This is a genomic window from Campylobacter sp. RM16189, from assembly GCF_012978815.1.
In the GTDB taxonomy this organism is placed as follows: domain Bacteria; phylum Campylobacterota; class Campylobacteria; order Campylobacterales; family Campylobacteraceae; genus Campylobacter_A.
In genome coordinates, this window is record NZ_LIWR01000044.1 from 151,152 (window position 1) to 175,580 (window position 24,429).

Sequence of the window (24,429 nt, forward strand, 5' to 3'; positions counted from 1 at the left end):
GTTTAATTAAAATAAAAAAGCTCAAACCAGACACTTAAGTCCGGCTTGAGCCGCCAAAATTATTATTTAAACACTCTTGCAAAAATTTTATCAACATTTTTCGTATAGTAGCTATACTCAAAACAAGCCTTTATCTCATCCTTACTAAGCGCCTTATTTAAATCCTCGTCATTTAGCAAATTCTGTAGATACAAGCTCTCGCCTTTTTCATTTATCGCAGGCTTGTTTTGCTGCAGATCAGCCCAAACCTTCATCGCGTTTCTTTGTACGATTTTATAGGCATCTTCGCGTGAAATTCCGCGTTTTGGAAGCTCTAAAAGCACGCGTTGAGAAAAGACAAGCCCACCCGTTAGATTTAAATTTTTCATCATATTTTCAGGGTAAACGACTAAATTTTCTATCAAATTTGTAAGACGAACCAGCATAAAATCAGCCGTTATAAACGCATCAGGCAGTACAAATCTCTCAACAGAGCTGTGGCTGATATCGCGCTCGTGCCAAAGCGCTACGTTTTCAAGCATAGGCATAATGTAGCCTCTAAGAACTCGGCAAAGACCGGTGATATTTTCGCTTAGAACCGGATTTCGCTTGTGCGGCATCGCGCTTGAGCCTTTTTGTCCGGCGCTGAAATACTCCTCGCACTCATAAACTTCAGTGCGCTGATAGTGGCGAACGGCTACGGCTATCTTTTCGCAGCTTGAAGCAAGGATTGCGATGGCGTTTATAACGTGAGCATAGCGGTCGCGCTGGATAACTTGATTGCTTGCTGGCGCGCAGCTTAATCCAAGCTCGGCGCAAGTAAATTCTTCAAGCTCAAGCGGTGCATGCGCGAAATTTCCCATTGCGCCTGAAATTTTGCCGTAGCTTATGACTTCTTTTGCATTTTTTATAAGTTCAAGACCTCTTTTTATCTCGTCATACCAGATCGCAAGCACAAGCCCGAATGTTATCGGCTCGCCATGAATTCCGTGGCTTCTGCCGACCATCAATGTATGCTTATGCTCATAAGCGCGTTTTTTGATGGCACTCATCAAATTTTGCACATCTTTTATGATAAGCTCTAGGCTATCTCTTACCTGCAAAGCAACAGCCGTATCGATACAATCGCTACTTGTCATGCCGTAATGCACAAAACGACTCTCGTCTCCCAAACTCTCGCTAATACTAGTTAAAAATGCTATAACATCATGCTTCGTGGTCTTTTCTATCTCGTCTACTCTAGCGATGTCAAATTTTGCGTTTTTAGCTATCTTTTCACAGTCCTCATCGCTTATGAACCCAAGCTTGTTCCAAGCCTTGACCGCTGCTATCTCAACTTTTAGCCAAGCGTCATACTTAGCCTGCATACTCCACTTATCAGCCATCTCCTTGCGAGAGTATCGTTCTACCATAATTAGCCTTTTATGAATATTTTTGTATAATTTTTTAAGAAAAAAATTATACAAAAACTGCCCTGAAAGACGGGTTATAAACGGCTAAATTTGAACTTAAATTTCATATTTGGTTATTTAGTAAAATTTAAATTAAAGAGTTAAATTTGCCATACGTTAATAGATTTATCGCGCGCCCAAACCGGCAAAAAGCCTATGAAATTTTGACAAATTCGGGCTTTTCTATGAGAGAGGCTCAACGGCTTATCGATAAAGGAAGGTTAATTTGTAACGGAATAGTAGTGAGTGAAAAAAACGCTATTTTAAGCGGTGAGATTTGCCTGATTGACTACGAAACGAATCCGCGCGGACTAAAGCCGATATTTGAGTGCGATAAATTTGCAGTTTTTGACAAACCAAGCGGAGTTTTAAGTCACCCAAACGGCAGAAACTGTGAATACTCGCTCAACGATGAAATTTGGTATTTATACGGGCGTGAGGCAAGTGTGGCACATCGCTTGGATTTCGAGACGAGCGGGTTAATCGTAGTAGCGCGAGATAAAATTTCGCAAATTCAATTAAAAAAGCTCTTTGAGAATAGAAAAGTTGCAAAAAGCTATGTCGCGATGGTCTCAGGCAAAATTTCTACAAATTTAACCATAAATGCCAAGATGGATCTAGCAAACGATTATGACGACGTCAAGATGAGAATGCAAATTTGCGAAAATGGTAAAGAGGCGATCACTGAAATTTCACCGCTAGAATACTTTGAAGATATTGACGCGACTTTTGTTAGAGCCATTCCGCTTACGGGAAGGCAACACCAAATTCGCTTGCATTTGTTTCACGTAGAACGAAAAATTTTAGGCGACCCGCTTTACGGATTACAAAAAGAGCAGATAATCAAAATTTTAGATAAAGATATGAGTGAGATCGAGCGCATAAATTTAACAGGAGCTTCGAGGCTTTTACTTCATGCGGATAGAATTTCATTTGAGTTAGAAGATCAAATTTATGATATAGAGACAAAATTTGATGCAAAAAGAGAATTTTATAAGCTTGCGAAAGGGAAATTTGCTTACCAAGCTTAGTAAAAAGCTAAATTTTGTTAGTTAAATTTTACTAACAAAATTTAAAAGTTAGTATTATTTTTGATCCCTATCTTCAAAAAACATAACTTTTACCATAAGAGATAGTCCCAAAACAACAACAATAGATACAAAAATAATCTGAGCGATATCAAGAGCCGTCATACACTCTCATTTCTCTCTTTGAGTTGTCCGCATGCAGCAGAAATATCAAGCCCTTTGCTTTGGCGAATAGTACAAGTTACCCCATGACCCCTAAGATACTCTTGAAATTTAAGCATATCCTCAAGCTCTGGTCGTTTATACAAACTTCCTTCGTGGGGATTAAAATATATCAAATTTACTTTTGCTTTGATGCCGTGAAGTAGCTTGACAAGCTTTTTGGCATCCTTAATGCTGTCATTCATATCCTTGATAACAAGATACTCAAACATAACCCGTTTGCGCATATCGATGGGAAATTCTCTAACAGCCTGCATAACTGATTCGATATTGTAAGCTTTATTTATAGGCATTAGTTTCGTTCTAAGCTCGTCAGTAACGGCATGCAGCGATATCGCTAACAACACACCCAAATCCATCTCTCCAAGCTTTTTTATCTGTGAGCCAAGCCCGCTGGTTGAAACTGTCTGACGTCTTGCACCTATAGCAAGTCCGTCATTTTCCATGAGAATTTTTATCGCTTTACTAACGTTAGTAAGATTATCAAGAGGTTCGCCCATGCCCATATAAACGATATTTATTCGCCTCTCATAAGGTATATTGTTAGCTTTTTTTATCCACAAAATTTGACCTACGATCTCGCCGGGCGTTAGATTACGCGTTAGTCCACCTTTAGCGGTCAGACAAAACGAACATCCCATTCTACAGCCAACCTGCGAACTAACACATATCGTATAGCGAGCATGCCGTGTTAGCTTGCCATCTTTATCGCTTTGCTCCTCTTTCATGGGCAAAAGAACACTTTCGATTCGGTATCCGTCTTTTAGTTCAAAAAGATATTTTATAGAACCGTCGCTACTCTGTTCGGCTTTTACGCATTTAAGTGGATCGAAATAAAACTCTTCTCTAAGATGCTCCCGCATAGCTTTGGGCAAATTTAACATCTCGTCAAACGAATTTGCATTTTTCTTATAAATCCACTCATAAATTTGTTTAGAACGAAATTTGGGGCTAAATTCACCCTCAAGCTCATCAAGTGTATAATCAAGCATGTTTTTCATATCAAATTTCTCTCTTTAAGTGAATTTATAAGTATCTCTTTGGCTTTTTGGTGATTTTTTACAAAATCCTGGTGTGCATTTTGGTTGCAAAAATTTGTTGCGACGAATATACCTCTGGCGGGAATTTTAAATTTTGTTGCAACTTTTAAAACTGCAAAAAATTCCATATTTTCCAAAGCATAGCCAAGCTCAGCAAGTCTATATGCCAAATTTTCATCAGTTGTGATAAAGTTTGAAGAATTTACTCGGATAGTTTCATGTGAAACTTTGGTATTTAAATTTTTGTCACAAATTTGTATTGATGAAATTTCTTTCTTGCATGGAGTATAGCTTTTGTCTTCCAAGCTTGAAATTTCGATGTTTGCACCAACCGTACTCTCATAAATTCCAAAAATTTTTCCATCTTTATAAATGCCTGCCGAACCTACAAATAAAATCTCATCAGGCAAATTTCGCTGATTTTCACATAAAAATTTCGTCAAATTTATGCTCATATCGACAAGTCCTACTCCCATAGGCAAAGCAAAATCAAAAATTTCATTTTGACCGGCAGAGATTATCATTTTTTAAGTCCCGTAAAACTAAAGCTTGAAAAATTCAAATTCATAAAATCAAATCCACAAAAATTAAATTTAGCCATCACAACCTAACTTCAATCCCGTTTTCACGCAAATACTCTTTAAGTTTTTTTATTTCAACTTCTCTAAAGTGAAAAATCGAAGCGGCTAAACAAGCATCGGCGCCTGCCAAAAATGCCTCTTTAAAATGCTGCATATTGCCCGCTCCGCCACTTGCTATTACAGGTATACCAAGCTCGCTAAAAAGCTTAGTAATACGCAAATCATAACCGCTTTTAGTGCCGTCTTTATCCATCGTGGTCAGTAAAATTTCACCTGCGCCACGATCTTTAGCCTCTTTCGCCCAAGCAAGAGCGTCCTTGCCCGTATCTATCCTGCCACCGTTTATAAAGACATGATAATCTTCATCAAAACTCTTCGCGTCAATGGCGACTACAACGCATTGAGAGCCGAATTTCTTCGCAGCTTCGTCTATCAAATTCGGATTATGGATGGCTGCGGAGTTTAGACTTATCTTATCGCAGCCCACGTTTAAAAGCCGTGAAATATCATCAAGAGTCTTGATACCTCCGCCCACCGTTAGCGGGATAAAAAGCTCGCGAGCCACTTTTTCTACTACGTCCACGATGGTGTCTCGCCCCAAGTGGGTCGCCGTGATATCAAGAAATGTTAGCTCATCGGCACCCTCTTCGTTGTATCTTTTGGCTATCTCCACAGGATCTCCGGCATCTACAAGACCTACGAAATTTACGCCCTTTACGACACGACCGTCTTTAACATCAAGGCATGGGATTATGCGTTTGGCAAATTTATTCACGGCTTACCCTTTAAGTTATTTTTGCCGATTTTATCAAAAATTTACTTAATAACCGCCAGAAGATCAAAGCAAGAAAAAGCAGATAAGAGCAAGCCGAATTTAAAAAGCTTGCTCTAAAAATTTTATTTTTTATCCGGAATTTGCGTTTTTGCGACCACATTTATAAACACAAGCGGTTCTTCGCCCGTGTTTGCTAAAGCATGGCTTTGTCCGGGACGAGCGATAGTTACGTCACCTGTGCTGACTTCGGTTTGCTTGCCGTTAGAGTCGGTAAACACACCTTTGCCTGAAATGATGATATAGACATCTTCGTTATCGATATGTTTATGAAGCCCTATGGAGGCGCCCTTTGGTAAGGTTAGCCATCCTATCTCTCTAAAAGCGTCTTGTTCGCTTGTCTGATGACGGTTATACGCAAAATCCCCAAGTAAAGGCCCCATGCCTCCGCCTGCATTTTCACGGTTCCAAGAAACTAGCGTGTCTCTTTTATAGACCTGCACGCTCCTATCGGTCTCAGGTATGAGCGGGTGAGCGTTTAAAGCGCCAAAAGATAGCGCGACAAAGCAAACTGCAAGACTAAATTTCTTCATAACTCTCTCCTTGGATAAAAGTTTCGTGGCTTTATTTTATCCAAATTTTACAATTACTAAGCATTTTTAAAACGGCTCAAATTTAAGGCGCTTTAAGATGAATTTCATTAATTTTCTTAAAGTTATCCTTATCAAAAACAAACGCACGGTAATCTTTGCCGTCATCAAATCTCACTTGTAAAAATTTCGGATCAAAGCTTACCCTAAGACGCATTGCAGAGGGATCAAATTTGGTCGTTTCAAGCTCTTTTAACTCATACTCTTTGCTAAATAGATAAATCTTGCCTTCATTGAATGCAAGCCCCATAAATTCGCTATTTTTACTCTCGTTTATATGCAGATACTCAAAATTTTTAAGGCTCTTAACCGCTTCAAAACTTACATTGTTATCATAAATTTTGATATTAAAAAACTCGCCCGAATTATCCTTAAAAAACACTCCCGCATCAAAAGGCTTTAGGTTAGTAAATCTTCCAAAAACAGCCTGAATCGGAAATTTCACGCCCAAATTTTTAGCCTCTTTATTTAAAATTTGGCTAAATTCGCTCTCCTCGTCACCGTCATGATGAAAAACGCGAAATTTATCCTTATCAAAATAAATCATATCATCGCTAAAAGGTATGGCTGAAATTTTAGGATCGGGGTTAAAGAGCGGATAGAGCGGAATTTCAATCGGCACCCCGTCCTTTGGCGCGTAAGTCATCGACATCCTAGCCTGCCTTATATCAGCCTCGCTAAATACCTCATCGCCGATTTTAACGGGCATTTTGCCTTGCTGTTTTAAGTCCATATAGTAGTTAAAGGCAAGCTCGTTTTTATACTCCGTTTCGTTTTTAAAAACCTTTCCGCTAGCGCTTCTGTAGGCGAAATAATGCCCGCCCAAATTCTCTTGAAATACAAATTCTTTAAGGCTCGGCGAGTAAAATATATAATACCTTTCGGATTTGTTTGCGAATTTATGCTCGTAAAATTTATATCCGCCAAATCCCGCTATGGCTAAAATTCCTGCGTAAATCACTAGCAAAAAGGCTAAATTTATCGAAGTTTCTTTGTGCGAGATGAGTGCATTAAATCCAAGCAAGATAGAGACCAAAAGCAAAATAAGAAGCAAGACAAAGCTCTTAACGTAAAACACAACCGCAAAGCAAACTACTACAAAAATCACGCTTGAGATAGCCGCTCTAAGGCTTCTTTTATCGATCAAAACCGAGCTTGTAAATATGTAAAAAACCGCCGCGCTTAAACAAAAATAGCACCAGTTTATAAAAACCTCTTTTGTGATGACGATAGGATAAAATTTGCTTGCCAAAAACACAAGCCAAGCCCCAAAAACAACCCAAATAACCACAAAAAACAAGGCGGCAAAAATATAGTGCCAAATCAAAATTTGAAAGCTCGACACAGGCAGATGAAGCAGGCATTTTATACGGTTTCGTTGCGGTAAAAACTGCGCCAAAGCCACACAGACAAAGCTTGCCGAAATAGCGGCAAATGTTACAAATTCGGGCTCGTTATCAAAAAACACATAGCCGTACCAGACGACTGATTCTGGATGAATAGCTCCGAATTTGTAGCTAAGATCAAAGCTAAACCAAGCAAAAAACAGAGCCAAAACCAAAATCAAAAATCCAAAAAACAGCCCGAGCCTTGTAATCTCTTTTAAAAATATCGACCTCATTTCACCCTCCCCCTACTCGTATCTGCCTACAAAGCCTAAAAATTTATCCTCAAAACTTGCATTTTGCGTCTTAAAACCGTCGATATCTACAAATCCGTAAGCCATTTTATGATGTTTAAATTCATCTATATTTTTGAAATTTTTTCCGCTTGTATCAAATTCTTTCGGCAGCTTATACACCTTAAAATCCTGCATAAATTCGCTCATCTTGCTTTGAAAAATTCGCCCTCCTCGCTCGACAATCAAAAACTCATCGATCAAATTTTCAAGATCGCTCATTACGTGACTTGTGACGATCACAGTCTTATCCTTGCCGTCAAGATAGTCCTTCAGATAATCGCCAAAAAGCCGCCTATATCCCGCATCAAGCCCCATAGAATAATCGTCAAATATAAGCACTTTGGCATCTTGCGCAAACAGCGAAGCAAGGATAACTTGGGACTTTTGCCCAAAGGACATGGAATTTAGCTTTTGATCCTTACTAAGTTTTAAAAGCTTTGCTAAATCGTTATAAATTTTGCTGTCCCAGCGCGGATAAAACGTGGATAAAAACTCCTCATACTGCGCGATACTTAGATGATCAAAGCTTGTAAATCCCTCAAATAGCAAGGCGATATCGCGCTTGGCCTCGCTGTCAAGGCTGAAGCTATTTTTGCCAAGCACCCTGCACTCACCGCTTTTTGGACGGATATAGCCCATTAGGATATTTATAAGCGTGCTCTTACCCACGCCGTTTCTGCCCAAAATCCCAAACACGCTGCCCTGCTTTACGTTAAAACTCAAATTTTCGTAAATCAGCTTTTTACCGTAAAAATGTGTGACGTTCTTTACTTCGATAGCATTCATAAAAAGCCTTATATAAAATATTACTGAAAATTTTATTACATTATTTATAAGGAGAATCTTAAGAGTTATTATCATAAATATGCTAAAAATTCAGGGCTAAAATTTCGTCCAAGTTTCAATGAAAAACATAGCCATAATGATATTTATTTTTCAAAATAAACTTTTTATAAGCAAAGTTTGGATAAATTTGCCAAATGATCAAGGCAAAGAAACATTTTGGACAAAATTTTTTACACGATCAAAATGTGCTGAACAAAATCATCCAATCGATTCCCAAAGATATGCAAAACATAGTAGAAATTGGGCCTGGCTTAGGTGATTTGACGTCAAAAATTTTGCAAATTTCAGATTCGGTTACGAGCTACGAGATAGACGGCGAGCTTTACGAACTGCTTGAAAAAAAGTTTGCAAAAGAGATCAAAGACGGACGATTAAGACTTTTTTGCGCAGATGCGTTAAGTCGGTGGGACGAAAGCGGTTTGAGTGAGACAGACTACTTTTTAACGGCAAATTTGCCCTACTACGTCGCCACCAAGATGATTTTAAACGCTATCGAAGATGAGAGATGTCGCGGGCTTGTTGTGATGATACAAAAAGAGGTCGCGGTCAAATTTAGCGCCAAAGGCGGTGAGAGCGAATTTAGCGCACTGGCGATTCTAGCTTCGCTTCAAGGTGGCTGCGAGCTACTTTTTGACGTGGCTAGCGAGTGTTTTAACCCGCCTCCAAAGGTAACCTCATCTGTTATAAAGATCCAAAAAAGCAAAAATTTGATAGGCAAAAATGCTGTTTTTAATACCGAATTCGAGTATGAAAAATTTAAAAAATTTCTAAAAACCGCCTTTAGCGCACCGAGAAAGACGCTTAGTAAAAATTTATCGGCAAATTTCGATAAATGCTTGCTGGCTGAAATTTACGGCGAGCTAAATTTGAGCCAAAATTTACGTCCTCATGAGATCGATGTCAATCTTTATCTAAAAATATTTGAAAAATTAAAGGTAAAAGATGAACGAAGACAAAGTTGTAGTCTCCAAAGGAAAGAGCAATAAAAAGCGAAGATTTCGCCCGAAAAACAAAAACAATCAAGGCGAAAACAATGCAGAAATAAGTGCCGAACAAAAAGCCAGCAATAACGTTATAGATAATTTTTTTGCGGCCTCTTTTGACAGAGAAACGCAAAATAAAAGCCACGAAAGCTCCGCTAAACAAAACGGCAAAAAAGCCAACTCAAAGCAGCACAAAAAACAAAATTCTCAAAATGGCGGACAAAATTCTCAAAACAATTCAAAAAACGGCAAGAAAAACGCTGAAAATAAAAATGCTAGCACTCAGCAAAATAACCAAAACGGCTCAAACGATGACACTCAAAAGCCAAAAAAGAGTAAAAAACCGAAAAAAAATTTGCCCGCCAAACTAAACGGCAACGAGCAATGGCAACAAGACATCGCAAGCGCGATAGAGGCGAACAAAGCCACTCATGAGCTTCGCCTTGAACCGCTAAAATATCTAAATTCAAGCGATCACAAAGTCCGTGTAACTCCTCTTGGCGGACTTGGCGAGATCGGCGGAAACATGACGGTGTTTGAGACCGAAACAAGCGCGATAATCGTAGATATCGGCATGAGCTTTCCAAGCGAGAGCATGCACGGAGTTGATATACTCATACCTGACTTTGACTACGTGCGAAAGATAAAAGACAAGATAAAAGGCGTTATCATAACTCATGCGCACGAAGATCACATCGGTGCGGTGCCGTATTTTTACAAAGAGTTTAAATTCCCTATCTACGCCACGCCTCTTCCGCTTGGAATGATAAATAACAAATTTGAAGAGCATGGGCTAAAGCAGGAGCGTTCGCTATTTCGCTCGGTTGAAAAGCGAAAGCCTTATCTGATCGGTGATTTTGAAGTGGAGTGGATACATATAACTCACTCGATTATCGACTCATCCGCACTTGCTATCACGACAAAGGCGGGTACGATCTTGCACACGGGTGACTTTAAGATAGATCACACGCCCATAGACGGTTATCCGACCGACTTAGGACGTATCGCATACTACGGCGAGCGAGGCGTGCTGTGCTTGATGAGTGATAGCACAAACAGCTATAGAGAAGGTATCACAAAGAGCGAAAGCAGCGTAGGAAAGACCTTTGACGCGATATTTGCCAAATCCAAAGGGCGCGTGATAATGAGCACATTTAGCTCAAACATCCACCGCGTATATCAGGCTATCGAGTGGGGGCTTAAATATAACCGCAAAGTCTGCGTCATCGGCAGAAGCATGGAGCGAAACTTATACACGGCAATGGAGCTAGGCTACGTAAAGCTTGATAAGAAAATTTTCATAGACGCAAATGAAGTCGGCAAATACAAAGACAACGAGGTGCTAATCGTAACCACCGGTAGCCAAGGCGAAACGATGAGCGCGCTATATCGCATGGCGACCGATGAGCATAAATATATAAAAATCAAGCCGACCGATCAGATCATAATAAGCTCTAAAGCGATCCCTGGAAATGAAGGAAGCGTATCGACGGTGCTAAATTTCTTAATAAAATCAGGCGCAAGCGTAGCGTATCAGGATTTTAGCGAAATTCACGTAAGCGGACACGCCGCGCAAGAGGAGCAAAAGCTCATGATCCGCCTAACCAAGCCTAAATTTTTCCTTCCGGTTCACGGTGAATACAACCACATCGCAAAACACAAAGAGACAGCCATAAGCTGCGGAGTGGACGAGCGAAACATATATCTTATGAGTGATGGCGATCAGGTTGAAATTTGCCAAAAATACATGAAACGAGCAAAAACCGTTAAGACCGGTAAAGTCTTTATAGATAATCAAATCAACAAGCAAATTTCAGACGATGTCATTATCGACCGCCAAAATTTAGCAGAAGCGGGCGTAGTCATGATCATCGCTCAAATTTCACGCCACAGCCAAAAGCTCATAAACAAACCGCGCGTAGTTAGCTACGGTCTTGTTGCAGACAAGCAAGACGGGGAATTTAGCAAAGAGATGGAAGAGGTGCTCGTGCAGTTTTTAAGCAACGTAAAAGAGGAGCTGCTAAAAGACAGCCGCATGCTTGAAAGCCAGGTGCGCCAAGTGATAAGAAAGCATATATTTAGAAAAGTGAAAAAATACCCGACTATCGTTCCGATAATTTATTTGATGTAAGGTTTAAAATGCAAGATATGATACAAATCGCAAGCGAAGTGCTGAAAGAAGAGGCCGCCGAGCTCATTCGTCAGGCTAACAAGCTTGGAAGCGAGATAGATGAGGCGGTAAATTTGATGTATAACGCCAAAGGCAAGGTTATCGTAACGGGAGTCGGCAAAAGCGGTCATATCGGCGCTAAGATAGCTGCCACGCTTGCAAGCACGGGCACGCCAAGCTTTTTTATACACCCGACCGAAGCGATGCACGGCGACCTTGGTATGATAGATGAAAATGACGTTGTTTTGGCGATAAGCTTTAGCGGTGAGAGTGATGAGCTCGTTCGAATTTTGCCGCATATCAAGCGATTTGACATCAAGATAATCGGCATGGCAAAGAGCAAGGAAAGTAGCCTTGGCAAATTTAGCGACGCGCTTTTAAATTTAGACATCATCAAAGAGGCCTGCCCGCTAAATATCGCTCCGACAACATCAACCACGCTAACTTTAGCACTTGGCGACGCGCTTGCGGTTTGCCTGATGAGAAAAAGAGAATTTAGGCAAGAGGATTTTGCAAATTTCCACCCGGGCGGAAGCCTTGGAAAAAGGCTATTTGTCAAGGTCAAAGACGTGATGAAAACGCAAAATTTACCGATCATAAAAGATGACGTTAGTTTAAAAACCGCGATTGATGCGATGACTCACGGCAAGCTTGGCAATGTACTGCTGGTTGATGGCGAGGGCAAATTAAAAGCCGTTTTAAGCGACGGGGACTTACGTAGAGCGCTCATGAGCGAGAGTTTTGACATCAACGAAAAAGCGATAACTTACGCAACTAAAACACCAAAAACACTAACAAACAAAGAGATGTTAGCAATAGATTCGCTAAGGCTGATTGAAGAGTATAAGATCCAAATTTTAGTAGTGCTTGACGAGGGCGAAAGACCGATCGGAGTGCTACACATACACGATTTATCGAGCTTGGGGCTATGATGGAAAATTCAAAAATGAGACTAAATAAATTCATCTCGCACAACACAAGCTACTCGCGCCGAGAGGCTGACGAATTAATCAAAAACGGCAAAGTTAGCGTAAATAACCGAGTTGTTAGCGAGCTTGCCACAAGCGTTAGCGATAAAGATAAAGTTAAGCTAAACGGTCGCCCGGTGAAGCTTAAAAAGGATTTTACAGTGATCGTCTATCACAAACAAAAGGGCGAGCTCGTTAGCAAAAAAGATGATCGCGGACGAAAGACGATATATGATAGCTTGCCGCGAAATTTTGCTAAATTTGTAAGCGTTGGCAGGCTTGATTATGCGAGCGAAGGGCTTTTGCTGCTAACTGACGCGCCTGCAATCGCAACTGCGCTCATGGAAAGCGACATAGAAAGAATGTACTATCTAAAAGTGAAAGGCGAAGTAGGGCAGGAGGTGATAACCGCGATGCAAGAGGGCTTTTTCGCCGCAGACGCAACCAAAGGCGCACATGCTAAAACCGAGATCAAATCAATGGAATTTAAGCCTTTTTTAGCGTATAAAATTTTTGGCTCAAGCGGAGGATACACAAAGCTAAAAGTCATCATAAACGAGGGTAAAAACCGAGAGCTAAGAAGATTTTTTGGATATTTTGATCTTGAAGTTATGGATCTGAAGCGCGTTAGTTTCGGGCGAGTTGATCTTGGTATGCTAAAGCCCGGCAAATGGCGCTACTTTGAAAACAGCGAATACGAAGATCTAAGGGATTTTTTAAAAACCAACAAAATTCGCTACTAAATTTAGCCGACCTCTTCGGCTAAATTCTTAAATTTCACACTACATAACACTTCTTTTATTACAATTTTGCAAATTTTAAAAAATAGGACAAACATGCAAAATTTAATTCACAAATTTATCAGTTCGGAATTCGAGATCAAATTCGCAAGATTTGCGCTCATCTTAGTGCTGTTTTTATTTGGCAACTACAAATGGTTTGAGTTTGAAGTAGAGCTTTTAAAGCCGATCATCTCGGGCACTTGGCTAAATTTTCTCTATACTATTTTCGGCTTTCACGGAGCAAGCTATTTTTTAGGCATTGTTGAAAGTATCGCCTACATAGCCCTTGCGGTTGGATATAAAAAGCCAAAAGCTGGAGTTTTAGGTTCACTTATCGTTATCATGACGGGGTTTACCACACTTAGCCTTATGCCACAACTTGGCAAGCCAGATGGCTTCATACTAAAAGATATTTTCATGGTTGCACTTGGGTTTATCATCCTAAAATACGATCTAATCAGAATACAAAAAGCTCGCAACCAAGCCTCGCTAGTCTAAATTTACACTTTCAAACTCGCACGATAAATAAACCTAATCGCTAAAAAGCTGTGCGGGTTAATAAATCAAATTTGGCTTTTAATTTCAGCAAATTTCATCCTTGACAAACTATTTTTAAAGTTATATACTTGCTCAAATGAATAATTGTTCATATATAAAGGCAAAAAGATGCAAGAAAATATACAAAACAACGATTTACAAGCGGTTTGTGAAAGCACGATCATACATCAAGATGTGATAGAAAAAGTAAGAAACGAGCTGAAAAGCGAAGAAATCTTATACGATCTTGGCGATTTTTTTAAAATTTTAGGCGACACGACGAGGATAAAAATTTTAAGCGCACTATCCAAATCGCAAATGTGTGTCTGCGATATCGCGGCACTTTTTGGCATGAGCCACTCGGCCATCTCGCATCAACTTAGAGTGCTTAAGCAAGGAAGGTTAGTTAAACACAAAAAGCAGGGCAAGGTGGTTTATTATTCGCTTGATGACGAACACGTAAAAAGTATCATCGAACAAGGGCTTACACACATCATGGAGAGATAAAATGAGCACCAAGATAACTCTATCGCTTGAAAATTTAACTTGCGCTAATTGCGCTGCGAAGATCGAAGCAAAAATAGCAAAAATGCACGGTATCAAAGAGGCGAATTTAGACTTTTTGGGGCAAAAAATTTCAATAACAAGCGACAAAAAAATAAATACAAATGAGTTTATCAAAGAAATTCAAGCTCTCGTTGACAGCATAGAAGACGGCGTTATAGTCACTCAATACAAACAAAAAAACACTTCACACAATCACGAAAATAGCAATGTAAAAAATATAATCACGAAAATTGTCATAGGAGGAGTACTCTTTGTCATTGCGCTTACGGCTTCTGCTAGCGAAACGCTTAAATTTGCACTATTTTTAGCAAGCTACTTGATCATCGGCTGGAGCGTGCTTGTAAGCGCTGCTAAAAACATCATAAAAGGACGAGTGTTTGACGAAAATTTCCTCATGGGTATAGCTACGCTTGGAGCATTTGCCATCAAAGAGTACCCAGAAGCCGTTGCTGTCATGCTCTTTTATCAGATAGGCGAGCTCTTTCAGGAGATGGCAGTAAACAAATCGCGCAGATCGATCGCCTCGCTTATGGATATAAGGCCCGATTTTGCAAATTTAAAGCTTGGCGCACAGATACAAAAAGTCTCGCCCGAAAGCGTTAAAGTGGGCGATTTCATCGTCGTAAAACCGGGCGAAAAGGTGCCACTTGACGGAGAGATCATAGAGGGATTTTCGACATTTGACACCTCCGCACTAACAGGAGAATCCTTGCCAAAAGAGATCGGCATAGGTGAAAACGCGCTAAGCGGCTACATAAACAAAAGCGCGCTAGTAACGATAAAAGTAAGCAAAATTTTCGCCGAATCAACGGTCTCAAAGATACTTGATCTCGTGCAAAATGCAAGCTCCAAAAAGTCAAAAACGGAAAATTTCATCACAAAATTTGCAAGGTATTACACTCCCGCAGTCGTTCTCGTCGCGCTTATGCTTGCATTTATCCCGCCGATTATCTTTAACGAAGAGCTATCAGCCTGGGTCTATAAAGCGCTTGTATTTTTAGTTATCTCATGCCCTTGCGCGCTAGTTGTCTCCATCCCGCTTGGGTTTTTTGGCGGTATCGGTGGCGCTTCAAAGCACGGCATACTCATTAAGGGCGCAAACTATCTGGAAGCATTAAACAGCGTTGATACAGTCGTTTTCGATAAGACAGGAACGCTTACAAAAGGAATTTTTAAAGTAAGCAAGATCAAGCTATGCAGCAAAAATTCACAAATAAAAAGCAAAGAAGAGCTACTAAGGCTAGCAGCCCATGCGGAGTTTTTCTCTACTCATCCGATCGCAAATTCCATCGTAAAAGAATACGAAAGTAGGGAAGGCAAAATCAATGAACAAGATATCTTAAAATTTGAAGAAGTGGCAGGGCATGGCATAAAAGCAAGCATAAACGGCAAGGATATAATTGCTGGCAATGCCAAATTTATGACTCTTCAAGGAGTTAAATTTGAGGCTTCAAATGAGCTTGGTACAGTGGTTTACATGGCTATAAACGGCGAATTTGCAGGCAAATTTATAATAACCGATGAGTTAAAAACAGATGCCAAAGAGGCGATTTTAAAGATCAAAAATGAGGGCATAAAAGACACCGTAATACTAACAGGAGACAGCAAGGAGATCGCACAAGATGTCGCGGATAAACTTGGCATCAGGCAAGTTTTTGCAGAGCTTTTGCCGACACAAAAAGTCGAAAAACTAGAAGAAATTTTAGCTCAAAAAGCAGGGCAGGGCAAAGTGATGTTCGTAGGAGACGGCATAAACGATGCGCCGGTGCTTGCAAGAGCCGACGTGGGCGTAGCTATGGGTGGAGTCGGAAGCGATGCGGCGATAGAGGCTGCCGATATCGTCATAATGAACGATGAGCCTTCAAAGATAGCAACCGCGCTTAAAATCGCCAAAAAAACACGTGCGATCGTTTGGCAAAACATCATCTTCGCACTCGGCGTAAAAGCCGCCATCATGATAATGGGAGCCTTAGGATACGCAACGATGTGGGAAGCCGTGTTTGGCGATGTAGGCGTGGCGCTTATAGCGATACTAAATTCCGTTAGGGCGATGAGGTGAAATAAAATTTTATCTCATATATCTTGCTTTAAGATTTTTCATCCTAAAATCTCTAAAATATAATTAGATAAATTTAAGAAGCTGTTTAAAGATAAGGCTTTGTTAAATTTAACCGAGGCAAGAGTTTGAAATCCGTACTAGAGATAATTAAAATCGCAGAAATTCCAAAGCCGATCGTAATAATATGCTTTTTAATGGCTATCGTATCATCGTTTTTTGCCGTCATTCTGGCTCAATTTTTCGGCTTTGCAATAAGCGCGATATCTAATGGCGCAAATAATGGCTTGATATATGATCTCATCACAAACCACAAATTTAGAGCCAAGCAGCTATAATCTAGCAATTGCGGGCATTGTTTTATTTTTTGTCTCATCAATCGTATATATTTTATTTAGAAATTTTTTCTGCTATATAGTCGTCATCATCGCGCAAAAAATCATAATAAACGTTAGAAAAAGCTGTTTATCAAGCTAACTAATATCGATTTTAAAGAGATCATTAAGATGTCAAAAGGAGATGTGATCTACACTTTGATGAATGATACTCAAAGGCTTGAATACATCTTTGAAAGACCGTTTTATACGATTTTTAGCGATATTTTTGATTTTATTTTCGTAGTAGGATTTTTGCTATACATTGAGCCTGTAGTCTTACTGATCCTACTTATCACAACACCTTTTATATATATTTTTAGCATAAAGACAGCTAGGATCCAAAAACAAACATCGGACAACACTCAAAAAGCGGATTCTAAAATAACCGTTAGTATAGAGCAGCTTCTTAGCGGATATGAAACTATCAAGTCATTTAATGCCGAAGCTAAAGAGCAAGAACGCTTCAACAAACTATCCGATGAGTCATACAAAAATAGAAAAGCAGGAACCAAAAGCCTTTCTATATTTATGCCTATTGAAGCGACTTTAAGCACTATAGGAATCGCCTTAGTGCTTTTATATGCCGTGTATCAAGTTAGTAATCATGCTCTTGCAGTCGGTATGATAGTTGTTATAGCCGACTATTCACGCAAATTTTATCAACCAATTAGAAACATCTCTAATTATTTGCAAGTCATTCAAAAAGCACTTGTTTCGATAGGCAAAATAATAGAATTTTTAACCATAAAAGAAGAGGCACAAACCGGCTCACTTAAAAATATAAAGATGTCCCTGTAGTAGTAAATAATTTAAAAATTTATTTAGATGAAGTAGAGTTAGTAAAAGAAATTTCGTTTAAATGCCATAAAGATGAGTTGATCCTGATAAAGGGCCGTAGCGGAAGCGGTAAAACATCGATCATTAGGGCGTTTGTGGGGCTTTATAAAGTCTCAAATGGTATGATTTATATTAACGGAATAGACATAAATTCTTACTCTAATAAAGAGCTAAGAGCGGCTATATCTTATTGCGGTCAAAGGACATTTTTGCATGATGATACGATTATTAATAATATCTTATATCCAAATTCAAGTTGTGATTTAAACAGCGTTTTGGCTTATTTGGAGAAATTAAATTTGAAGCACTTAAACATCGACGAAACGATAGGAGATGATGGCAATAAACTCTCAGGCGGAGAGAAATCAAGAGTGGCATTTCTAAGAGCCGTTATGAAAAACTCTAAAATTTTACTCTTAGATGAAGCTACTTCGGCACTAGACAAAGATAATGAAAATATCGTGATTGATCTATTGCAAGAGCTTAAACAAGATGGCTGGGCTATTATATTTTGCACGCATAGTGATAACGAAAGACTGATTAATATAGCGGATAAAGTGGTGTGTATGGATGAGTGTTGATTATAATTTAAAAATGGTGGGTTAAGCGATACCATAATATACCACTTAAATAACGTTTTTATAGCTATTCTAAAGCATTAAATATTCTTACATATTCGATAACATACTCAATAAATAAGACGTAAATCTAGTAAAATATTAATTATTTTTTTTAAGAAAATCAACATAAAAAAATGAGTTATGAAAAGTTTAGTTTTCAATATAAAGTATTTGTAATGCCGTATTTAATGGCTTTTTGTTTAGTAAAAATATCTGTTTTTAAGTTTCGTTAGCTTAAAGTAGGTGTTTTGGTTTAAGATTTGATATGTTTCACAACTTTTTCAGCTCGAAACTTAATTAAGGTTAAAATGTGAAACCTCATCGTTTTTTAGTTTCACGACTTCCACTCATTGGCTTTATAAACCCCTAAAAGATAAATAACCTCATCATCTATCATATAAGGGATTATGTAGCCTCTAAATATAAGTTCTCTTTTGTTTTGGGTTATGGTTCTACCCATTAATGGGTTTGCTTCTAATAGCTCTACATTATCAAGCATTTTTTTAATAAACTCAATAGCCCTGTTTTTGCTATCCTTTGCGATAAAATCAAAAACTGCCTTAAGTTCATTGTTAAAGCGTTCCGTGCGCCTAATTACCATTTAGCAACCTCATCTCTTATCCCTTTTAAAGGGTAGGTGTCAAGCTTTCCGCTTTTTATCGCCTCAATGTCCGCTTCATATTCACTAAATCTTGATTGATATTCGGCTTCATCCGTTATACTCTCTAGCTTCTTGTTTGTTGCTTCTGCCAATGCCTTGCTTATGGCTAATATCTGGTTAATTAGTGCCTCATCTGCTCTTAATGTGATGGTTTTCATAATTAGCCCCTTTGTCGTTTGTCATATTCTAACCGCTAAAGGCTTATGAAATTATTAGCCTGATTTTTTCTTGAATGTATTATTGATGATTAGTTTTTTTGTTAATTATCGCGTAGGCTTCTCTTATTCTTGCCCTTAGTCTTTTATTGCATTCTCGTTGAAGTTTTAAAGCTATTTGTAGTTCGTTATTTTCATTGATTACCGATTTGCCTTTTAATTCAGTAACAAACTCTTTTATTTTTTTGATATTGTATGCGCTAGTCTGGATTATTATACGTGGCATTTATCTCCAAGTCAAAGAAACAACAATACTAGAGATAGCCCAAATAAAGATAATCAAGGTTATTAGCTCAATCATTTTAGCCTTTCGGGTCCTTTGTAGTTAGTAGGGTTTGCAGGGGTCGGCAGAGCCCCGAAAGAAAATTCTCACTCAAATTTTTAAAATTTTTCCACACTTTGGCAAGGTTTGCGACTAGTCGCAATTTTACTTAAAGTGTGTATTTTTGTCAAGTTGCATAATTATTTATATTCCAAAGTCTGCAAACTTATTTTTAGCATTTTAGCCTTATTAAAAACCGCCTGAAATGCTAAATGCTCGGCTGATACCAAGCATAAGATTATCGCCCTTATGCCGACGCTTCCCTTATCTATCTTTTAAAAGCCGTTCGGGTCTTTCGCCCTTTAAAGGCAAAACAGGCTTAATCAAAAGGGGGTAGATTAAACCTACACCCTTTTTGTTAAACCTATTCAGTCGATGAGGTCGGTAGTAGCGACGCCATCTGTTAAACCTATCTAGCTTGACTTAATCCTCCGTGCCACTTATATGAGCCTTTAGGCTTTGCTTGCTCTAGCTTGTCGATTAGTCCTTTTAGGTGTTCGTTTTGCTTCTCTAGGTATTCGCACTCTTTAGCAAAGTAGTTAAAGGCACAATAAGCCTGATAGCCTGCTTGGTATGTGGCTTCTAGTTCATTTAACCCTTTTGCTTCTCTTTTTGCTATCTCGTAGGCAAATTTAGCCTTTGCGCTCTTATCTTTTTGCATAGCGTTAATGTATTTAGTTTGTTTTGTCATTGTCTTCCCCTAATACGTATCTATCGATAAAGTGTATTATTTCGCCTTGCATGCGTTCAACCTCTTGTATAAATATCTTGGTAAATATTTTCAAGTTCTCAACTTCAATATTTTGATTTACTATCCGCATAAATTCCTTTTGGGTTTCTAGCTCCTGCAGGTATTCACTCGTTTTAATAATAAGCTCGCTCGGTGCTTCGTTGTAATCCTTTTTGGCTTCAAACTCTTTTGCCATTGCTCCGGCTGTTAGCTTTGCCTTTTCTTTATCCGTCTTTAGTAGCTCTCTAATATTAAAAGCTTTATTGTTAGCTTTTAAAATTTCCTTACTTGCCTGATAAAAATGCTCTTTACTCATCGCTTATCCTTTTAAATGATTTCACAAAGATAATAAAGTCTTTAATTGTTAAGCCCTCTTGGCTACCGATAATGGATTGATAAAATTTAAACTCTTGATAGGTCATCTTTTATCCTTTCGTAGTATTCAAGCTCTCTTTTTAGCTTATTGTTTTGCTCTAATAGCTCCTGAATAGTATTTGCCTTACTCTCTGCTTCTGCCATAAGCTGACTAATGGAGCAGTAAAGATTAAAGGCGTATTCCTCTAAGTTGTAAGTAATTTCGCCTGTCTTGGTATCTATTTGCTGATAATGAGCCTTTAAAGTATTGTAAAACTTCTCTCTGCTCGGTGTTTTTGAAGTTGTTATTATCATCTCTTAGCCTTTGTTTCTACGCTTGCCGTTACCATTTCCGCCAATAGCTCCTCTTTGCTAAGCTTGCCTAAGCAATAAAGCCTAACTGCTCTTTGTAAGTCCTCATATCTAGCCTTTAAGGCTTTGTAATTGCCTGCTAGGTTTTCAAGCATTGAGAATAAATCAAAGGCGCAGTCTAATACGCTAAAACTTACCTCTTTGTCCTCTTGTTTGTCGTTTTGGTAAGTGGCTAAGAATTTTAAAAACTTTTGCTCTGTATCGTTTAGGTCTTTGCCTACTAAGTCTAAAATTTCATTTGCGTTCATCTCTTAATCCTCGCTTTCTATTAGTAAAGTTTCAATTAGCTCATCTTGGTTAATGTCGCCTTGTTTAAATAGCAAGATAACAGATTGCAGATTATCAAGCTTGTCTTGTAGCTGTTTGTTTTTATCGGTTTCTCGCCCGATAAGTTGATAAAGCCTTATGTTATCCTCTTGCAGTGCTTCGGCTCTGTTCTCGGCTTCTTCGCTCCTTGTTCTTAAAACCCCGTTGTTTGTTAACGCTCTCTCGTAATCTCCTTTCGTTTGTCTGTAGCTGTAATAAGCTAAGCACCCTATCTCATAAAGCTTTTGCTCGCTTACCTCATCGCTTCCGTCATTATGCTGTATAGCATATTCCGCATAATCTGCCTTAATATGTTGTAGCCCCTCTGTTGTGATTTTCATTTAATCTCCTTTGCTTCTTTGGTTTTTCTGTCTGCATAAGCTTCTATTTCGTCTGCTATGTCGTATATCAAGCAACTTAAAAAATAATGTGTTTCGCAGTCTCTGTTGTGATTAATGCCTACTCCTTTTGTATGATACGGCAAAGCGTGGGTAATATGAGATATTGCATTAAGTGCAGGTATTATCTCATCAACTAAATCTACTTCGTTCTCTATTTCAAACGTTAGTCTCATTTGGTCTCCTTTGATGTTGATTTTTCATCTTTGATTAAAAATTATTTGAAATATTATCATCTTAAATTAAAATAGTCAAGTGTTTATCTAATCTTTAATGATAAAAGTTTGGCTTATTTTACATTTTTGATTAAATACGCTACAATTTACACAAATAAAATAAAGGTCTTTACAGAATGCTAAAAAGTGAATTTTTAAATAAGCTAAATGTTTTAAATTTATCTGTTGCAGATTTTGCAAATATGACGGGATTAAATGCTGGTAGTGTGTATAATTGGTCTGACGATAAAAAGCCCGTTCCGTCTTGGGTAGGCTCTTGGCTTGACAACTATGCTAAAGCACGTGATTTAGATAGTGCAGTGACGATATTTGAGCCTTATGTATTGAATAAAAATAAAAGCTAGCAACCTTTTAGCCTCATCACCCACTTTAACTTCTTGTATTTTCCTCTAAAGATTGATACTACCTCATATCAAATAGCATAATCAAGCCCTCTAAGCCCTTTTAACCCTTTAAGGGTATAATCTATCGCTTTATCTGCCGTTCGTTGCTTCTTGGCTCTATTTTGCTCGTATAGCTGTCAATGTAGTTTAAAAACATAAGCAGTTATTTATATTGAATTGATATAATTTCATAGCAATTCGAGGTGGCACTTATCGCCACCACTTATTTGAAGTAATCTTTTAATCCCTCATCAAAACAATCCAAAACATCATCAATAAATGTTTCTAGCATATCAGGCATTATTCCTACTATTTTATTATTTAGAATGCTGTTTAATTACTTATACCTTTTAAACACAAAATAAAGCCCGTAGAGAGCTTTTAGCCTTTTTTAATACTTTGGTATTGTTTGATGTCTTTTTATTGATTGTAGCTTTTATTTTGGGTTAGGCTGTTTTTTCATTTTACCGATAAAGTGATGAGGTTAAATTTATCCTATCTCAAAAACTTCACCATATAAAAATACTTATTTATTCTTTATGCAACGTCTGACATCTGACAAAATGCTCTAAAACATCGTATTTTAGGCTATTATCGTGTCAGAAAATAGCTTCTGACAAGTTCTGACAAATCCGCCAAAGTGTCAGAGTGTCAGAAAGTGTCAGATTTTCATTTCTGACACTTAAAAGCCGTATTTTTAGGCTTTATCGTGCAATTTGTCAGAGTGTCAGACAAAATCTAAAGAATAAGGGCTATTATTTTCCCATTCTCTATTTTTAAATTATTCCTAGTAAGGTTTATAAGCTCATTTTTTGTTATAGTGAATTTTCTATAAACATCCCTTAGGCTTATTGGTAATCTTTGACTAGATACATAATTTAAAATTCTTTCCCTTAACTCTATCCTATCGGCTATACTAAATTTATTTATTTTGTTGAGTATCGGCTCAAAGTCAAGATAGCCATTCAAAAAGGCTATTGCCTCTTTTATTGTCTCATCTGACACTAGGTCATTAAAGGCAAAGTGTGCTTTATCCTCTTTGTATCTAGTGAATTCCTTTAAGAGGTGGAGCGTTTGGATAATGCCATCAAGCTTATAATCTATCCTCTCGTTTAATAAGCCTAATGTTCGGTTGTTTTCGTTATGGGTTTCATCGTAAGCCCTGTTGTATTCTTGGATACTTGAGCGTATTTGTTTTAAAAACTCCGTTCTCGCCTCGCTAGTCTTAAGATACCTATCATTTATTTGATTTTCCTTGCTTTGCTCTTTTGCAAAGTCGTAAATCTCTCTTGAAAGCTCTTGAATAGCCTCAATCTTATTCGCTGGTATCTCTAAATATTGAGCCTCCTCAAAACTCAAAACGTTCTTACAATAAACAATAATGCACCTATTTAAAAAACCTCCCTCAAGATGGAATTTTAAAGTCTTGGCTGGCAAGTAAGTTAAATTAGTATCGCCGTAAAAGAAAAAAGACACATCGTTAATATAAGGCTTTGTGTCTGCTCCATTCTTATAAGTAGGCGATATGAAGTCCTTTGTAGCGTGCATTTTTGTCACGAAGTCTATTAAAGGGTGCTTTTTATCGCTCTTGATTGCGTTTCCCAGCTCCTCAACTTCTAACATCTGCACTTTTGAGCTTTCAAAGCACTGCGCCAAAGCTTCCACGCTTGCTTCGTCTTTGTGTATGCTTCTAATTAGCTTGGTTTTGGCTTCGGCTTTGCTTATCTCGTTATTTTTGACTTGCTCGTCTATTCTATTTTTATGTTCTTGCCATAGCTCTCTATCATTATCTTTTATCGGTTCAAATAAAAGCTTGTTTTGGGTTTTAAAATTCACCCCTTTGCCTGTTCCCGTATCGCTTAAATCAAGCATATAAAAGCAATTCATATTAAAACCGCCGTGAGCCAATAAAAAGGCAAAATTTTGAATGGCTTTTAATTCTATTTGGGGGTAGGTGCTTGGTCTAGCCTCTCTTAATAGCTCCGTATAGTCGTTTAGCCACTTGATAGCAAAATGAAACTGCGATGTGTATCTTTTTCTAAGTTCTAATATTTCGCTCTCGCTAACTTCTGAAATATCCACTGCAACTTCATCGCCCCTTAAAGCTTCCGCCCGGTCTTTTTGGTTTTTTTCGGTGTTCGTTTTATTCTCTATTTGTCCTGATAGTTGCGTTGTTGTCGCTGTTTGAGCCTGTTGCCCTTGTTCTTTTTTAGCGGGATTAAGATTGTATTCGTCGCCCGGTATGTATCTTGGTGCGTCTTTGCCAAAGTCGTCATCAAACTCTAATAATCCGTTTCTAAGCATT

29 protein-coding genes are annotated in these 24,429 nt (G+C 38.4%); 12 read left to right on the forward strand and 17 right to left on the reverse strand.

The window, feature by feature from the left end; translation table 11 throughout:
* Positions 1-62: 62 nt before the first annotated feature.
* Complete coding sequence (gene purB / locus CDOM16189_RS08905; protein WP_169975365.1) at positions 63-1,391, reverse strand: adenylosuccinate lyase; 1,329 nt, start codon at positions 1,389-1,391, stop codon at positions 63-65.
* A gap of 146 nt (positions 1,392-1,537) precedes the next feature.
* Between purB and CDOM16189_RS08910 the strand changes: the two genes are divergently transcribed.
* Positions 1,538-2,461 (forward strand): pseudouridine synthase family protein, encoded by a 924-nt coding sequence (locus tag CDOM16189_RS08910; protein ID WP_169975364.1) that lies wholly within the window; start codon positions 1,538-1,540, stop codon positions 2,459-2,461.
* A 158-nt stretch (positions 2,462-2,619) separates the two neighbouring features.
* On the opposite strand, the gene rlmN is transcribed toward CDOM16189_RS08910, so the two are convergent.
* From rlmN to CDOM16189_RS08940, 6 genes are all read right to left on the reverse strand, one after another.
* The gene (rlmN, locus tag CDOM16189_RS08915; RefSeq protein WP_169975362.1) at positions 2,620-3,681 is read right to left on the reverse strand and encodes a dual-specificity RNA methyltransferase RlmN; all 1,062 of its coding nucleotides are present in this window, start codon (positions 3,679-3,681) and stop codon (positions 2,620-2,622) included.
* On the reverse strand, positions 3,678-4,244 hold the full coding sequence (locus CDOM16189_RS08920) for a phosphorylase family protein (RefSeq protein ID WP_169975360.1): 567 nt from the start codon (positions 4,242-4,244) through the stop codon (positions 3,678-3,680). Before CDOM16189_RS08920 ends, rlmN begins: the two co-directional genes overlap by 4 nt.
* A gap of 76 nt (positions 4,245-4,320) precedes the next feature.
* A complete protein-coding gene (hisF, locus tag CDOM16189_RS08925) occupies positions 4,321-5,076 on the reverse strand; it encodes an imidazole glycerol phosphate synthase subunit HisF (RefSeq protein ID WP_169975358.1) in 756 nt (251 codons plus the stop codon).
* A 122-nt stretch (positions 5,077-5,198) separates the two neighbouring features.
* A complete protein-coding gene (locus tag CDOM16189_RS08930; protein ID WP_169975357.1) occupies positions 5,199-5,666 on the reverse strand; it encodes a cupin domain-containing protein in 468 nt (155 codons plus the stop codon).
* Positions 5,667-5,748: 82 nt separating this feature from the next.
* Positions 5,749-7,344: a DUF4857 domain-containing protein gene (locus CDOM16189_RS08935; protein WP_169975355.1), complete on the reverse strand. Its 1,596-nt coding sequence runs from the start codon at positions 7,342-7,344 to the stop codon at positions 5,749-5,751.
* Between the two features lie 12 nt (positions 7,345-7,356).
* Complete coding sequence (locus tag CDOM16189_RS08940; RefSeq protein ID WP_170000985.1) at positions 7,357-8,190, reverse strand: ABC transporter ATP-binding protein; 834 nt, start codon at positions 8,188-8,190, stop codon at positions 7,357-7,359.
* Between the two features lie 194 nt (positions 8,191-8,384).
* Between CDOM16189_RS08940 and rsmA the strand changes: the two genes are divergently transcribed.
* The 10 genes from rsmA to CDOM16189_RS08990 all read left to right on the forward strand — a co-directional run bounded on the left by rsmA (position 8,385) and on the right by CDOM16189_RS08990 (position 18,108).
* Positions 8,385-9,236 (forward strand): 16S rRNA (adenine(1518)-N(6)/adenine(1519)-N(6))-dimethyltransferase RsmA, encoded by an 852-nt coding sequence (gene rsmA / locus CDOM16189_RS08945; protein ID WP_170000986.1) that lies wholly within the window; start codon positions 8,385-8,387, stop codon positions 9,234-9,236.
* Positions 9,193-11,364: a ribonuclease J gene (locus tag CDOM16189_RS08950; protein ID WP_170000987.1), complete on the forward strand. Its 2,172-nt coding sequence runs from the start codon at positions 9,193-9,195 to the stop codon at positions 11,362-11,364. Before rsmA ends, CDOM16189_RS08950 begins: the two co-directional genes overlap by 44 nt.
* A gap of 8 nt (positions 11,365-11,372) precedes the next feature.
* Positions 11,373-12,335 (forward strand): KpsF/GutQ family sugar-phosphate isomerase, encoded by a 963-nt coding sequence (locus tag CDOM16189_RS08955; RefSeq protein ID WP_169975347.1) that lies wholly within the window; start codon positions 11,373-11,375, stop codon positions 12,333-12,335.
* A gap of 14 nt (positions 12,336-12,349) precedes the next feature.
* Entirely contained in the window at positions 12,350-13,114 is a 765-nt protein-coding gene (locus CDOM16189_RS08960) for a pseudouridine synthase (RefSeq protein WP_170001007.1), read from the forward strand.
* A gap of 93 nt (positions 13,115-13,207) precedes the next feature.
* The gene (locus CDOM16189_RS08965; RefSeq protein WP_170000988.1) at positions 13,208-13,651 is read left to right on the forward strand and encodes a DUF417 family protein; all 444 of its coding nucleotides are present in this window, start codon (positions 13,208-13,210) and stop codon (positions 13,649-13,651) included.
* A gap of 168 nt (positions 13,652-13,819) precedes the next feature.
* The gene (locus CDOM16189_RS08970; protein WP_170000989.1) at positions 13,820-14,197 is read left to right on the forward strand and encodes an ArsR/SmtB family transcription factor; all 378 of its coding nucleotides are present in this window, start codon (positions 13,820-13,822) and stop codon (positions 14,195-14,197) included.
* A 1-nt stretch (position 14,198) separates the two neighbouring features.
* A complete protein-coding gene (locus CDOM16189_RS08975; RefSeq protein ID WP_170000990.1) occupies positions 14,199-16,316 on the forward strand; it encodes a heavy metal translocating P-type ATPase in 2,118 nt (705 codons plus the stop codon).
* A gap of 125 nt (positions 16,317-16,441) precedes the next feature.
* Positions 16,442-16,651 (forward strand): hypothetical protein, encoded by a 210-nt coding sequence (locus CDOM16189_RS08980; protein WP_170000991.1) that lies wholly within the window; start codon positions 16,442-16,444, stop codon positions 16,649-16,651.
* Between the two features lie 129 nt (positions 16,652-16,780).
* Positions 16,781-17,488: an ABC transporter transmembrane domain-containing protein gene (locus CDOM16189_RS08985; protein ID WP_349304350.1), complete on the forward strand. Its 708-nt coding sequence runs from the start codon at positions 16,781-16,783 to the stop codon at positions 17,486-17,488.
* A gap of 50 nt (positions 17,489-17,538) precedes the next feature.
* On the forward strand, positions 17,539-18,108 hold the full coding sequence (locus CDOM16189_RS08990) for an ABC transporter ATP-binding protein (protein WP_349304351.1): 570 nt from the start codon (positions 17,539-17,541) through the stop codon (positions 18,106-18,108).
* A gap of 373 nt (positions 18,109-18,481) precedes the next feature.
* Here CDOM16189_RS08990 and CDOM16189_RS08995 read toward each other — a convergent pair whose 3' ends face one another.
* The 9 genes from CDOM16189_RS08995 to CDOM16189_RS09035 all read right to left on the reverse strand — a co-directional run bounded on the left by CDOM16189_RS08995 (position 18,482) and on the right by CDOM16189_RS09035 (position 21,681).
* Positions 18,482-18,748, reverse strand: a complete 267-nt coding sequence (locus CDOM16189_RS08995; protein ID WP_169975335.1) for a type II toxin-antitoxin system RelE/ParE family toxin — start codon at positions 18,746-18,748, stop codon at positions 18,482-18,484.
* Entirely contained in the window at positions 18,742-18,966 is a 225-nt protein-coding gene (locus tag CDOM16189_RS09000; RefSeq protein ID WP_169975333.1) for a hypothetical protein, read from the reverse strand. The genes CDOM16189_RS08995 and CDOM16189_RS09000 overlap by 7 nt, the downstream gene beginning before the upstream one ends.
* Positions 18,967-19,045: 79 nt before the next feature.
* Entirely contained in the window at positions 19,046-19,249 is a 204-nt protein-coding gene (locus CDOM16189_RS09005; RefSeq protein ID WP_169975331.1) for a hypothetical protein, read from the reverse strand.
* 505 nt (positions 19,250-19,754) lie between these two features.
* Positions 19,755-20,036: a DNA/RNA nuclease SfsA gene (locus CDOM16189_RS09010; RefSeq protein ID WP_169975329.1), complete on the reverse strand. Its 282-nt coding sequence runs from the start codon at positions 20,034-20,036 to the stop codon at positions 19,755-19,757.
* Positions 20,020-20,391, reverse strand: a complete 372-nt coding sequence (locus CDOM16189_RS09015; protein ID WP_169975327.1) for a hypothetical protein — start codon at positions 20,389-20,391, stop codon at positions 20,020-20,022. The genes CDOM16189_RS09010 and CDOM16189_RS09015 overlap by 17 nt, the downstream gene beginning before the upstream one ends.
* Before the next feature lie 86 nt (positions 20,392-20,477).
* Positions 20,478-20,744 (reverse strand): hypothetical protein, encoded by a 267-nt coding sequence (locus tag CDOM16189_RS09020; RefSeq protein WP_169975325.1) that lies wholly within the window; start codon positions 20,742-20,744, stop codon positions 20,478-20,480.
* Positions 20,741-21,049 (reverse strand): hypothetical protein, encoded by a 309-nt coding sequence (locus CDOM16189_RS09025; protein WP_169975323.1) that lies wholly within the window; start codon positions 21,047-21,049, stop codon positions 20,741-20,743. The genes CDOM16189_RS09020 and CDOM16189_RS09025 overlap by 4 nt, the downstream gene beginning before the upstream one ends.
* A gap of 3 nt (positions 21,050-21,052) precedes the next feature.
* Positions 21,053-21,448 carry a hypothetical protein gene (locus CDOM16189_RS09030; RefSeq protein WP_169975321.1) on the reverse strand — a complete coding sequence of 132 codons (396 nt, stop codon included), beginning with the start codon at positions 21,446-21,448 and terminating at the stop codon, positions 21,053-21,055.
* A complete protein-coding gene (locus CDOM16189_RS09035) occupies positions 21,445-21,681 on the reverse strand; it encodes a hypothetical protein (protein ID WP_169975319.1) in 237 nt (78 codons plus the stop codon). Before CDOM16189_RS09035 ends, CDOM16189_RS09030 begins: the two co-directional genes overlap by 4 nt.
* 176 nt (positions 21,682-21,857) lie before the next feature.
* Here CDOM16189_RS09035 and CDOM16189_RS09040 point away from each other — a divergent pair, with 176 nt between their 5' ends.
* Positions 21,858-22,085 (forward strand): hypothetical protein, encoded by a 228-nt coding sequence (locus CDOM16189_RS09040; protein ID WP_169975317.1) that lies wholly within the window; start codon positions 21,858-21,860, stop codon positions 22,083-22,085.
* 777 nt (positions 22,086-22,862) lie between these two features.
* Here the strand turns inward: CDOM16189_RS09040 and CDOM16189_RS09045 are convergent.
* Positions 22,863-24,428 carry a hypothetical protein gene (locus CDOM16189_RS09045; protein WP_169975315.1) on the reverse strand — a complete coding sequence of 522 codons (1,566 nt, stop codon included), beginning with the start codon at positions 24,426-24,428 and terminating at the stop codon, positions 22,863-22,865.
* Position 24,429: the final 1 nt, after the last annotated feature.